General features: G+C 39.2%; 10 protein-coding genes. 5 read left to right on the forward strand and 5 right to left on the reverse strand.

Annotation, left to right across the window (positions count from 1 at the left end; all coding sequences use genetic code 11):
• Positions 1-69: 69 nt before the first annotated feature.
• From HO345_RS03050 to HO345_RS03065, 4 genes are all read right to left on the reverse strand, one after another.
• A complete protein-coding gene (locus HO345_RS03050) occupies positions 70-2,061 on the reverse strand; it encodes a hypothetical protein (protein WP_253683763.1) in 1,992 nt (663 codons plus the stop codon).
• 188 nt (positions 2,062-2,249) lie between these two features.
• Positions 2,250-2,990 (reverse strand): leucyl/phenylalanyl-tRNA--protein transferase, encoded by a 741-nt coding sequence (gene aat, locus HO345_RS03055; RefSeq protein WP_253683764.1) that lies wholly within the window; start codon positions 2,988-2,990, stop codon positions 2,250-2,252.
• Positions 2,991-3,017: 27 nt separating this feature from the next.
• Complete coding sequence (gene clpA / locus HO345_RS03060; protein ID WP_253683765.1) at positions 3,018-5,375, reverse strand: ATP-dependent Clp protease ATP-binding subunit ClpA; 2,358 nt, start codon at positions 5,373-5,375, stop codon at positions 3,018-3,020.
• The gene (locus tag HO345_RS03065; protein ID WP_002668196.1) at positions 5,372-5,677 is read right to left on the reverse strand and encodes an ATP-dependent Clp protease adaptor ClpS; all 306 of its coding nucleotides are present in this window, start codon (positions 5,675-5,677) and stop codon (positions 5,372-5,374) included. The genes clpA and HO345_RS03065 overlap by 4 nt, the downstream gene beginning before the upstream one ends.
• A gap of 162 nt (positions 5,678-5,839) precedes the next feature.
• Between HO345_RS03065 and HO345_RS03070 the strand changes: the two genes are divergently transcribed.
• The 5 genes from HO345_RS03070 to HO345_RS03090 all read left to right on the forward strand — a co-directional run bounded on the left by HO345_RS03070 (position 5,840) and on the right by HO345_RS03090 (position 12,465).
• Positions 5,840-7,024, forward strand: coding sequence for a DHH family phosphoesterase (locus tag HO345_RS03070; protein WP_253683766.1), 1,185 nt, complete (start codon positions 5,840-5,842; stop codon positions 7,022-7,024).
• On the forward strand, positions 7,021-7,638 hold the full coding sequence (locus HO345_RS03075) for an epoxyqueuosine reductase QueH (RefSeq protein WP_253683767.1): 618 nt from the start codon (positions 7,021-7,023) through the stop codon (positions 7,636-7,638). The genes HO345_RS03070 and HO345_RS03075 overlap by 4 nt, the downstream gene beginning before the upstream one ends.
• Before the next feature lie 117 nt (positions 7,639-7,755).
• Positions 7,756-9,045 (forward strand): glycine/sarcosine/betaine reductase component B subunit, encoded by a 1,290-nt coding sequence (locus HO345_RS03080; RefSeq protein WP_002674584.1) that lies wholly within the window; start codon positions 7,756-7,758, stop codon positions 9,043-9,045.
• Between the two features lie 11 nt (positions 9,046-9,056).
• The gene (grdB, locus tag HO345_RS03085; protein WP_253683768.1) at positions 9,057-10,352 is read left to right on the forward strand and encodes a glycine reductase complex selenoprotein B; all 1,296 of its coding nucleotides are present in this window, start codon (positions 9,057-9,059) and stop codon (positions 10,350-10,352) included.
• Positions 10,353-10,485: 133 nt separating this feature from the next.
• On the forward strand, positions 10,486-12,465 hold the full coding sequence (locus tag HO345_RS03090) for a DNA topoisomerase IV subunit A (protein WP_253683769.1): 1,980 nt from the start codon (positions 10,486-10,488) through the stop codon (positions 12,463-12,465).
• Between the two features lie 8 nt (positions 12,466-12,473).
• Here the strand turns inward: HO345_RS03090 and HO345_RS03095 are convergent, their stop codons facing one another.
• Positions 12,474-13,763, reverse strand: a complete 1,290-nt coding sequence (locus HO345_RS03095) for a UPF0164 family protein (RefSeq protein WP_253683770.1) — start codon at positions 13,761-13,763, stop codon at positions 12,474-12,476.
• Positions 13,764-13,805: the final 42 nt, after the last annotated feature.

A 13,805-nucleotide genomic window follows, 5' to 3' on the forward strand; every position in this document is an offset into this window, starting at 1 on the left:
AAGGATGTACGCTTTTGGCAATGTAACGCAGTAATTGCCCGCATATTTTCAAAAAATCGCACAAATCAACTAACCGTGAGACATGTCTTGATTTTGTAATAAAGCGAGAAGTTGACTTTGTTGTTTTTTTATGGAACCTGTTGTATTATCTTCAATGAATATAGTAGGTGTTCCAAACTCAGTTTCTTTTTTATATAAAAATTTATCCCATATACTTCTTGGACCAACGAATTCTTCAGGACCGTATTCTTTTCCTTCAAATTGTTCTATTTCTTCTTTAGTCCACTTATCAAGAAAATTATTTTGCAAATTATATATTTTTAATGATTCTCTTACAAAAGGGAGCCTTTTTATTATTTTTTTTAAAGATAATGTCTTTAATTCTTCTGCTAAAGTTGCATTTTTTAATACAAGTGCCCTGGCTGTAACACTTTCCATACTTGTTGGTAAAGTTGTATTATCAAAAGTTAAATCTACTGGTCCTGTTGTTCCTTTGTATTGCATTTTTGATAGGTTACTATTTTTAAATGTTATATTCCCACCAACAGAATCTCCCTCAAAATTTAATAACTCTAAATTTTCTTGTGACATAGTAGTAGTATCTATATTATTTAAAACTAAATTTTGTATTCTTGTTGATCTAGTATATTTGTTTAAAACTTCATCTTCTAATATATCAGTTCTTTTACGAAATTCTAATAATTGGTCTACAGGTAAAGGTTCTGTATTATCTTTTCCACCATTGTATTCAGTAACATTTGGTCCTGGACACTTAAACTCCTTTACATTTAAAAATTTTATACCATTATTAATTTCTTCAATTTTATTTGATCCTATAAGAAGTGGCAGTAAATTTTTTACATTACCTTTTACATACATGTCACCGATAACAAGAGCATCTTTCAACTTTTCATTTTTAATTAGTGTTAATAAATCTGCACTGTCAATATATGGAGTATAAGTATGACCTGAACTGTTAAGATTTTTTTCTTGTAAATCCCTTAATAAAATTTGAATACTATTTGGTTTATCACTTTTTACAGTTATATTTGTATCTTTTAATATATTTAGTTTTCCATTTGTTGTTACTTCTTTATAAAATTCATTTACATCAAAATAATCTGTTAAAGTGCTTTTAAATGCTACAGGAACATTTACATCACCATCTTTAAAATTCAAAACTGCTTTATTAAGAGCATTAAGTTTAGTTTCTTTTAAAAATTTTGGAGTAATAGGAGTCGATATATATTCCCATTCAATATTTTCGGAATTTAGCTTTTTATAAAAAGTATTTATTTTTAAGTTTGCTGAATCAAAATCGGGATTTGTTTTTTCTTTTAAATTATAAGCAATATATTTTGCTATTTCTGTTGTTTCTTCATTAGTACATTCCATAATATCTTCTAATGAAATATCGCCGCTGATAGTTTTTATGTTTGCATTTTCATCAAGTGTAATAGTTTGTTTGGTGCTGTCGGCATTTTCGATATTTAAAACACTTAATGCCTTTGCAGCTTTTTTTAATGCAGTTTTACTTATTTTGTAAGCGGTGAAGTCATTATTTTCCGTTTTAAACGATTTTATGGTAAGAGCATCTGTATTTATTATTACATTATTAGTGCTTTTTTCTGCTAATTCTTTTAATTTATCTAATGTTATATTTCCGCTTGCCTTAATTATATTACCGCCCGCATCTTTAGTAACATAGATAACCGAATTTCCAATAGTTATTTGTTCTGCCGGTTGGCTTGCTTCCGCTTCCACTACAGCGGAAACTGCCGTATTTTTTTCGATTTTTACCTTTTTCGTAATGGTATTATCTGTAACATCCGAATATGTTATACCGTTTATAATAAGCTCTTTAACCTTATAGTTTGTATTTGCGGAAAGCGTAAAGGTAAGCTCGCTGCCCTTATCAACCTTTCCGTCGGCAGGAAGAGAGGGACTTACTTCAATTTTGCCGTTTGCGGGTTGGGTTATACTAATTTTGTATTTTGTGTCCTCTATAGACGGGGGGGGGGACGATGGACGGCTTTTCGGTTTTTTTAGCCGTGTCCACATTTTGATCGCAGCCCGATAAAAATACGGCAATTAAAACAGCCGTAAACAAAAAAAACTTTTTCCTCATAAACTAATCCTCCAAATTTTGTGGTAAGTAAATCCAAAACCTGTTTTTACTATATATTTACCATTTTAACCGCTTTTTTATAAATTGTCTAGTGTTCGCAAGTATACTTGTTATATAAAAATCAGGAATTCAAAATTCCGAGATACCTGCTTCTCAGCATCTTAAAGCCGCCGAAGCGTTTTATGTTTTCGGAAGGAATTTGGGCATCTATTAAAATGCCCTTTTTGTTTTCAAAGAAGTCTTGGGCAAAGAGGGAGAAGACTGTTTTGGAAGCTCCGCTTACCTTGCTGAACATGGATTCGCCTATAAAGACCTCGTTTATATAAAGGCCGTAAAAGCCTCCGGCCAATTCGCCGCCTCTCCATGCTTCTACAGAGTGGGCAAATCCCAGCTTATGAAGAAGCCTGTAAGCTTGAAGCATGTCATCCGTGATCCAAGTTCCTTTTTGCCTCTCTCGTTTGATTAGGGCACAGTTTTCTATAACCTGATCAAAGGCTTCATTTAGGCTTATCCTAAAATCCGTCTTTTTTATTTCTCTTTTTAAGCGGGACGGAATATGAAAAGAAGCCTTGTCGATTACAAACCGCAGAGATGGAGAAAACCAGATTATCGGGTCTTCTTCGGAAAACCAAGGAAAAAAAGAATGTTTATAGGCCGAAAGAATCATCCCCGGCGAAAGGTTCCCTCCCGATATGACTTCATCATCTTGGGATTTTTGAATATAATCTTCCTCTCCCAAGGCCTTATTAAAATCAAAAAAATCCTCGCTCTCAAGCCAAGGAAAATCCTTTTGACTTCTTTTTAAGAGTATCTTTTTTTCCATAGAACTTAAAAGCGATAATGAAGAAAAATCGGTCTGCATTTGTTTTTACTAAAAAGCCGCACCTTTTTATTTTATGTTCAATACCAAATAGGGCTTTTTAAGTTTATCCCCGATTCGGCATTTTACTGAGCTGCCCTTCTTTGTTTCCCCGAAAAGGATCATATCCGTTAAGGGAGTTACAAATTCGTCCTCGACAAGGCGGGCCGCATTGCGTGCTCCGAATTCTTCCGAATATCCTTTTTCGGCTAAAAGAGGAATAACATCTTCTTCAAGCTCAAGGGAAATTTCTTTTTCGGCAAGCTGGGAGCGTATTTTTTCTACTTCTTTTTTGATGATGAGGCTCATAACCTGCATCGTAAGGGGGCCGAATTTTATGATTGCATCAAGGCGGTTTCTGAATTCGGGCGTAAAGGTCTTTTCAACAGCCTCATCGACAGCCGATTCCGAAATACGCTCTCCTCCGAAACCGATTAAGGGCTTTCCTATATTGGAAGAGCCTGCATTGCTTGTCATAATAAGAATTATATTGTTAAAGGCTGCCTTTCTGCCCTGATTATCGGTAAGGGTAGCATAGTCCATAATCTGTAAGAGAATATTATAGATGTCGGCATGAGCCTTTTCTATCTCGTCCAATAGAAGAACCGCATTAGGGCTTTTTTGCACGGCAGAGGTTAAAAGTCCACCCTCTTCAAAACCTACATAACCGGGGGGAGAACCTATGAGGCGGCTTACCGTGTGCTTCTCCTGATATTCGCTCATGTCGAAGCGGAGGAGGGGAATACCCAGCTCTTCTGCAAGGGTCTTAGCAAGCTCGGTTTTGCCTACGCCCGTGGGGCCGACAAACAAAAAGTTTGCAACCGGCTTATCCTTAGAGCGGAAACCGGCTCGGGAACGTTTTACTGCCTTGGTAACGCCCTCGATGGCGGTATCTTGCCCGAAGATTTTTTTTGAAAGAATTTCTTCAAAATGCCGAAGCTTTTCCGTCTCGTTTACCGAAATCCTTTGTTCCGGAATCTTGGCTGTTTTTGCAACTATCTTATCTATGTCGGAAAGGCTTACCTCCGGCAAAGCTGTTTCCTCAAGGCCTTTTTTATCAGTTTCATTTTCGTTTTTTTCTTTATCGGCTCTTATCTTAATGAGGGCTCCGGCCTCGTCGATAAGGTCTATGGCCTTGTCGGGCAAAAACCTGTCCCTGATATGAAGGGCCGAAAGATGGACTGCCGACTCCAAAACCTCATCGCTGTAATGCACCTTATGAAAATTCTCGTAGCTTTCGCGAAGGCCTTTTAAAATTTTAACGGCTTCTTCTTCATTCGGCTCTTCAATATCTATTTTTTGGAAACGCCTTGCAAGGGCTGCATCCTTTGTAAAATACTTATTATATTCTTCAAAGGTTGTAGCTCCGATACAGCGAACCTTTCCATTCGCCAAAATCGGTTTTAAAAGATCAGGTGCTTCAATTCCGCCTCCGCCTGAGTTTGCATTTACAATGGTGTGGATTTCATCTATAAAAAGAATAGCATTTTTTTCTTTTGAAATTTCGGATACAATCCGTTTAAGCCTCTCTTCAAAGTCGCCTCTAAATTTTGCTCCGGCCAGCAGATCCGATAGGCTTAAGCTGTAGATATTTGCGTTTTTTAAAAAACAGGGAACCTTATTTGCGGTAATTCTTTGTGCAAGCCCCTCGGTGATGGCCGTTTTTCCGACTCCGGCTCCTCCTACGTGAATGGGATTGTTTTTTTGTTTGCGGCATAAAATCTGAATAGTTCTTTCTATTTCTTCTTCCCTTCCGATGATGGGAGAAAGCAGGCCCTTGCGGGCTTTTTCGGTTAAATTTACCGTAAACCTTTCAAGATAAGTTTTTTGTGCCTTATTTTTATCCGTGTTTTTTTCTTCAGCACTATGGGCGGCAGAGTCTTTTTTTAAGCCTTGAGCTTCCCGAACATCTTCGGCTTCTTCATAGGCACTTTTATTTTTGCCGTCATCATAGAAGTCGGGGCTGCTGACCAGTTGGAGGAGTCTTAGGCGGTCTATTCCGCTTTGCTTCATAAAAAAAGAACAATGATTTTTTTCTTCATCCATAAGGCTTACTATTATGTCGTTAATCCCGATAACAGGCTTTTCTGCAGCATTACAGTTTAAAATCGCTCTTTCAAAAACATTTTGCAGACCTACTGTTTGAATCGGTTCTGCCTGATTGTTTTGTGTCCTTACCGGAATCTTCTTTTCAAGATAGGTGTTTAGGTTATCGTGGATGTAGCCTAAATCCGAACCTGAAAGGGTAAAAAGCTCCAAGGCCTTAGGATTGAACATAATAGCCCACAAGAGGTGCTCCGGAGTAACAAATTCATGATTTCTTTTTTTTGCGTCTTCAACCGCATCTTGAAAAATGCGTCTGACAGTTAGACTTACCGTAAAATTCATACTTTTTCAACCTTGCATTGCAGCGGAAAATTATTATTTTTTGCTGCCGTTAATACTTGAAAGCATTTTGTTGTTGCTATGTCATATACATAGATACCGACAGAAGCTTGTCCCGTTTTATGAACCTTAAACATCAAAGTTTCGGCTTCTTCCTGCGACTTATTAAATATGGAAATAAGGACGGCCACAACAAAATCCATTGGGGTAAAGTCATCATTAAGAAGAATGACCCTATAATTTTCCGGTTCTATAAATTTTTCAGATATAATAGTCCCCTTTTGGGCTTGCTTTTTTAGTTCCATACATATAAAGTACTGTAAAAATCCGTATTTTACAAGCAATTTTTTATTTTTTTTAGTAATATTCTTCCGTAAAATAAGAATTTTGACAAAAAATTCGATATATTTGTAAAAAGGGAAAAAGGGAACTTGATATTTTAACGTAATGTGATATACTATAATGCGATGAGCTCTAATAATTCTGAAACAAAAAAAATAAAACCTATCAATATCGGCAGAAAAAATGCGGTAATGGAAAGGATTTTTGAACTTATATATAATAAATCATCGTTTTTGCTTTTAGGGCATAAGCACGCCGATGAGGATTGTTTCTCCTCGGTTGTTGCTTTCGGCTTATTATTGCGTAAATTCGGGAAAACCGTAAATATTTTTTTAGAAGATAATGTTCCCGATAATCTTTCTTTTTTTGCGGATATTTGCAGATACAATTTTATCTCTTTCTTTGTTAATGATGTGACTGAGGTCATAAAGCCCGATGTTGTCGTTATCTTAGATACACCTAAGCCTGATATGATAGCCTCAAATGATGATATTGACGTTTTTTTAAAGGATAAAACGCTTCCTAAGGTTGAGATTGATCATCACTTTGCAGCGGATGCGGATTATTCGGGGGATGAGGATTATAGACTTACCTTGAGGGCTTCAAGCACTTGCGAGATAATAGGGCAAATGTGTTTAAAGCTTGAAAAACGCCCTGAAATTCTTAAAAAATACGGTATACATGAGTTATATTCCCGCAACATAGTTCTTGCTATGCTTACAGGTATGATTGGAGATGCAAAGATGGGGGACTATCTTTTTAAGCAGCGTGATAAGGCTTTTTATAATTATTTTTCAAAAAAGTTTAATTCTATTCTTCATGAGAAATTTAACGAAGGTTCTCAAAACATAAGTTCCGTCAATGAAATTGTGGATGTAATGGAAAAACTTTCAGATGAAGATGCAAGAATTTATGAATCGGTAATGAAAAACGCTTCTTATGATGGCCGCGTTGGTGTTATAATCTTAGATGAAAAACAGTCCGATGCTTTAAGTTCGGGGATTGATTATAATCAGTTTTTGGGTGTTATAAAGCGTGCTACAGATAATATAGCCGAAGAAGTTCATGGAGTGGGCATTTCGGCATACTTTGATCCTGCGGAAATATCCGATAAAATTCAGCTTAGAATAAGGGCTTCCGGAGATGTAAAGGGAATTGATGTAAGACCTATTTTAAACGAATTCGGTATTGAAGACGGCGGAGGCCATCCCGGTGCCATAGGCTTTAGGTTCCCCAAAACGGAAATCAAAGATCTTCCCGGTTATGTAGAAAAAATTTCTAAAAAAATTAAAACCCTCATTCCGAAATGATGCCTCAAAAAATAAACTATGACAGGCTGATGCAGGAGACGATAAAAAATTTAGGTTCAAATGATAAGACCTTATTGCTCCATTCCTGCTGTGCCCCTTGCAGTTCTTCCGTTATCTTAAAGCTCGCTCCTTTTTTTAAGCTTACTGTTTTCTATTATAATCCCAATATCGATACTTCTGAAGAGTACGAAAAAAGAGCGGAAGAGCAAGGGCATCTTATTTCCATATACAATGAAGAAAATCTATCATCTCACAAAATAGAAATAATCAAAGAGGCCTATGATCCGCAAGAATTCTATGAGATTTCTCAAGGTTTGGAAGATTGTCCCGAAGGGGGAGAGCGCTGTATGCGTTGTTACCTTATTCGGCTAAAAAAAACTGCCGAAAGGGCTAAAAAGGACGGTTTTGACTTTTTTACCTCAACTCTTTCGGTGAGTCCCTTAAAAAATGCGGAGAAACTTAATTCTATAGGTTTTTCCCTTGAAAGCGAAGGCTGTAGATGGCTGCCGAGCGATTTTAAAAAAAGGAACGGCTACCTTGATTCTATAAATTTAAGTAAAAAATACGGTCTTTACAGACAGGACTACTGCGGCTGCAAATACTCAAAACGATAAAATTTTACTCATTTTATATTCATAAATTCAAGTTTTAGAATTGACTATATACTTAATTCCTGTTATAATAAAAGCAAAGTAATCAATCTATTGACTATAAATATTAGGAGGTCAAAAGTGAAACTTGAATTAGGTATTATCCCCATTAACGACATGAAATTTGGAAACAAAACTGCCGTTAACGGAACATGCCTTGAAGTAAACAAAGCTGAACTTGAGGCTCTTATCAAGGAAGATCCGCTTGTAACCGGTGTTGAATTGCACATTGCAAAGCCCGGTGACAATACCCGAATTATCCCTGTAAAAGATGTTCTTGAACCCCGATGCAAGGTAGAAGGCAGCGGCGTTTGCTTCCCCGGTTTCTTTACCGGCGAAGAGGCTGTTGTTGGAGCAGGTAAAACCCACGTATTGAAGGGTGCTGCTGTAGTTACAACCGGAACCGTTGTAGGTTTCCAGGAAGGTATCATCGACATGAGCGGCCCGGGTGCTGAATATACACCCTTCTCAAAGACCGTAAACCTCGTTGTTGATTGCAAGATTCAGGACGATGTTACCCGTGCTATTAAAGAAAAGGCCTTACGCCTTATGGGCTTAAAAACAGCCCGATACCTCGGAGAAGCTGCTAAAAACGTAAAACCCGCTTCTGTAGAAACCTACGAAACACTTCCCTTCGTAGAGCAGGCTAAACAATATCCCAACCTTCCCAAGGTAGGCTATGTTTACATGCTCCAGAGTCAGGGACTTTTACATGATACCTACTACTACGGTGTCGACGTAAAGCAGATTCTTCCCACCATGATGTACCCCACAGAAGTTATGGATGGTGCAATCGTAAGCGGTAACTGCGTTTCTGCATGCGATAAAAACCCGACCTATGTTCACCAGAACAGCCCCATTATCCATGAACTCTATAAGAGACACGGAAAAGACATCAACTTCATGGGCGTAATTGTTACAAACGAAAACGTTACTCTTGCAGACAAGGAAAGATCTTCTAACCTTTCAGCAAAGTTGGCTCAGATGCTCGGCTGCGATGCAGTTATCGTTTCTGAAGAAGGTTTCGGAAACCCCGATGCCGACTTGATCATGAACTGCCGCAAGATCGAAGAAATGGGTATCAAGACCGTTCTCGTAACCGACGAATATGCCGGTCAAGACGGTGCAAGTCAGTCTCTTGCTGACTCGAACCCCTTAGGAAATGCTGTAGTTTCTAACGGAAACGCAAACGCTGTTGTAAAACTTCCCCCGATGAAGACCATCATCGGAGATGTAAAACAGGCAAATGTTATTGCAGGTGCTTGGGACGGAAGTTTACATGCCGACGGAACAATCGAAGCTGAAATTCAGGTTATTACCGGTGCTACAAACGAGCTCGGATTCTGGAATCTTAGCGCAAGAGGACTATAAGGAGTTAAGCTATGAGTAAAGTAATTGTTCATTATATCAATCAGTTCTTTGCCGGAAAGGGCGGAGAAGACATGGCTGACTACAAACCGGAGGTTATTGACGGAACAGCAGGTCCCGGTACCGGAATTCAAGGTGCTTTAGGAGATGCAGGAAAGATCGTCAAGACCATTATCTGCGGTGATAACTTTTTTAACGAGCACGAAGAAGAAGCTGTTGCATTCGTAAAAAAAGTTCTTACAGAAACAAAAGCCGACCTTCTTATTGCCGGCCCCGGATTTAACGCCGGACGATACGGTATGGCTTGCGGTAACGCAGCAAAGGTTGCCTTTGAGCTTGGTATCCCCGCTATTTCGGGTCTCTATGAAGAAAACCCCGGTTATGATGTATTCAAAGCCTTTATGTACACAATCAAGACAGGCAACTCTGCTGTAAGCATGAGAGAAGCTGTTCCTGCTATCGGAGCTTTGGCTAAAAAACTTTTGACAGGCGAAAAAATTTGCTGCCCCGAAAAAGAAGGTCTCTTACCCAGAGGCGTACGCCAAAACTACTTTGCAGAAGAAAGAGGTGCAAAGAGAGCTGTTGACATGCTCATCAAGAAGATTAAGGGTGAAGAATTCGTAACCGAATATCCGATGCCCGTATTCGACAGAGTACCTCCTCAGCCGCCCGTTAAGGATATCACCAAGGCAAAGGTTGCATTGGTAACTTCAGGCGGTGTTGTACCCAAGGGTAACCCCGACCACATTGAAGCTTCAAACGCTTCACACTACGGCGAATATTCAATCGCAGGTATGGCAGCTCTTTCATCAAAAGACAGCGAAACAGCTCACGGCGGATATGACCCGACCTATTGTAACGCAAACCCCAACCGAGTTCTTCCGGTAGACGTTTTGCGTGATCTCGAAAAAGAAGGAAAGATCGGAAAACTTCATGACAAGTACTATACAACGGTAGGAAACGGTACGGCCGTTAAGCGTGCAAAGAAATTTGCTGAAGAATTTGTTCAAAAACTTGTAAAAGACGGAGTGCAGGCTGTAATTCTTACCTCTACGTGAGGCACATGTACTCGTTGCGGTGCAACGATGGTTAAAGAAATCGAGAGATTCCTCCCGGTAGTACATATTGCAACTGTTGTTCCTATCTCAAAGACTGTTGGTGCTAACAGAATTGTGCCGGCCGTAGCTATTCCTCACCCGCTCGGTGATCCTAAAATGAACGACGCAGATGAGAAAAAACTCCGCCGATCACTTGTTGAAAAAGCATTAAAAGCTCTTGAAACACCTATTTCGGAGCAAACCGTTTTTTAATTTAGCTTTTTAAACTAAAGCCCCCAAGCCTCTAAGGCAAGGGGGTTTTTTTTTATGGCCGGTTTTTCCGCTCGTGTAGACAAATTTCAGCTTTTAGTATATCATACTAGAATACTTTTTTTCGAGGAAAAAGATGGATTATATTGAAAGTCTTTTTAATAAGAATTTTTTGGAATATGCAAGTTATGTTATCCGCGACAGGGCCATACCCGACCTTGAGGACGGTTTAAAGCCTGTTCAAAGGAGAATTTTACATTCTCTTTTTGAGATGGATGACGGCAAATTTCACAAGGTAGCAAACGTTATCGGGCACTGTATGAAGTACCATCCCCACGGAGACGCTTCAATAGGAAACGCCCTCGTGGTTCTTGCTTCAAAAGAGCTTTTTATAGATACTCAAGGAAACTTCGGGAATATTTTTACCGGAGATGAAGCTTCCGCTCCCCGATACATAGAGTGCAGGGTAAACGACTTTGCAAAAACTATCTTTTATAATCCCCATATAACCGATTATACGGTTTCCTATGACGGAAGGAACAAGGAACCCTTAGCCTTTAGGGCAAAACTCCCCGTAATCCTCGCGATAGGGGCAGAGGGAATTGCCGTAGGTATGTCCACAAAAATTTTGCCCCATAATATCCTCGAAATAATTGAAGCCGAAAAAGCCTTTTTAAGCGGAAAATCCTTTGCTCTTTTCCCCGACTTTCCCACAGGAGGATTGATAGATGTTTCGGAATATGAAGACGGCTTAGGCAAAGTCTTAGTCAGGGCCAAGCTCGACACATCCGACGAAAAGAGGATAGTAATAAGGGAGTTACCCTTCGGAAGCACCACCGAAAGCATGATTAACTCTATCGAGGCTGCTTCAAAGGCCGGAAAGGTTAAGATTTCGGAAATAAGCGACTATACGGGCGAAAATGTCGAGATTGAGTTAAAGCTCCCCAGAGGGGTTTACTCTGCCGATGTGGTGGATGCCCTCTATGCTTTTACCGAATGCGAGCAGTCTATTCCATGCAATCTTTTGGTTATAAAGGACAATCTTCCGGTTCAAATTACCGTAACGAACATAATAAAATACCATGCCAAGCAGCTGATGCAGATTTTAAAGGATGAGCTCGAATATGAAAGAGCCATGCTTACCGAACGTCTGCACATGCGCACCCTTGAGCGTATTTTTATCGAGGAACGCATATACAAAAAGATAGAAACTATGAAGACGGCAGAGGGGGTAATCAATGCGGTTATCAAGGGCTTTATTCCCTTTAAAAAAGAATTAATCCGCGCTGTAACCGAAGATGATGTCGACAAATTGCTTAAAATCCCCATCCGCCGAATATCTCTTTACGATATAAACAAAAACCGTGAAGAGGTTAGGGAGATAAATAACCGCTTAAAGGAAATAGCAAAGCTTTTAAAGAACTTAAAGGGCTATGCTATTTCGGTTTTGGACGGAATTGCGGCAAAGCTTCCGGCAGAAGAATTTAAGCGCAAGACCGAGATTACCGGCTTTACAAAGGTTGATGTAAAAGAGGCCGTAACAAGGGATACAGCCCTCCGCTATGATGAAGAAACGGGCTATCTCGGTACATCCGTTACCACAGGAAAAGAGATTCTACGGGTCAGCCCCTATGACCGCATCTTTGTCTTGCGGAAGAGCGGGGTTTACACCGTAATGGATGTGCCCGACCGAGTCTTTGTCGATACCGGAATGTGGTATTGCGGCTTTGCCGAAAAAGAAGAGCTTTCTAAGGTGCTTTTTACCGTAATTTACCGCGATTCCAAGACAAAGTATGCCTATATAAAGAGGGCTAGGGTAGAAGGCTATATCCTAAACAGGGATTACCTTTTTGCTCCTGACAACACCGAGGTGCTTTTTGCAAGTACTAAGCTTAAGTTTTCTTTTAAGCTGAACTATGCGCCTAAACCTAGAGTAAAAAAAATAGAAGAAGAATTTAAGGCCGATTCCTTTGCCGAGAAGGGCTTAAAGGCCCAAGGCGTACGCCTTTCGGTACGGGAGGCTCTTTCTGCGGAAGAACTGTCTGAAAAAAAATCATTGATTAAAAAGGCTCAAAAGACTTCAAAAACAGGGAAGAAAAAAGCATCCGATAAATAAGGAGGCTTTTAATCGAGAAACAAGATTTTTTTGATTTCTTCTAAGAGCTGAAGCTGCTGTTCGGCTCTGGCTATGCCTTCGATTGCAGGATCATAGCGTTTGTCTATCGTTAAAATTTCTTTCCAAAGCTCTATAGCTTTTTCGTAGTTTTTATTATTGTACTCTTTTAAAGCTTGAACATATAGCTTTTTTATAGTGCTAAGTTTTTCATCTCTTTTATCCTGACCTAAAAGGAGCTTTACTCCCACGCTGATACGGCTGATATTTGTAACCTGACTGGACAGGTCCAGGGTATAATTTGCAGAAATTTGAACATCCGAGATGTTTACTTCTCCTCCCAAGGTAAATCGGGGATTTCCTCCCTTAATGCCGAAACCTGTTAGAAGATTAAAATATTTTGTGATTGAAAACATAAATCCTAAACTTCCATAAGGAAGCCCTGAATTTTTTATATTTACAACATTTATCCCCTGATTTAAATCTATTCCGAATAAAAAGAAAGAAACCGGACGGTATGCAAAGCCTAGAGAGATATATGAAGGAGGAATGTCTCCTCTTATGGGGGTGCCGAAATTTTTTAAGCTAAGTCCGAAATAGAAATTAGGCTCATCACTGTAAAAAATTTTTGTAACATTGGCCCTTATCATAATTCCAAAGTCTCCAAGAACTGCATATCCGTTTTGTTGTGAAGCATTTTTATATTGAGGGGCAGTGTTATCCGGATCTGCCGGTTCATCTTGTCCTGAAAAAGGAGGCATTGACCTTATGCCGGTTTTTATACTTCCTCCTATAGTTAAGCCCTTAAAATCATAGCCAGCAAGAAAATTATAGGCTATATTTGCGGTTAAAAAGGTTTCGCTATAATAGCCTGATGCTTTTTTTTCGCCTAATTTTCCATATTCGGTAAAGGGAATGTAGAAGCACCTTAGAGATGTTCCCCAGCCCAGATGATTTTTCCTTTGGGTATAGCCTACCGTTTCGAGCTTGGAATCTGCTATCCAGCTGTTATGCAGAACATTCAGCTCGGTTTCTTTTAAAAGGGCACTCGCAGCAGGGTTTGCATCAAAAAAACTTATATCGTTTGAAAGAGCTGTAAAAGTACCTCCAAGACCTTCAAAGCGGCCTCCTGAGGGAATCAAAAGGGAGCGAAAAGCTGTTTCTCCTTCAAATTTTTGTGTAAATATATCAAAAATTGATGATACTCCCGAGTAAAAATTGGAAATATCTGCACAAAAAAGGCCTGTTTTTGAAAAAATGAGAAAAATACTTATGCAAACGGCTTGAAAAATTCTCTTCATATTTATACTATTATATATGAATTTCGGCTTTTTTTTAAGCAG

The sequence above is a fragment of the Treponema denticola genome (assembly GCF_024181645.1).
Taxonomy (GTDB): Bacteria; Spirochaetota; Spirochaetia; order Treponematales; family Treponemataceae; genus Treponema_B; species Treponema_B denticola_A.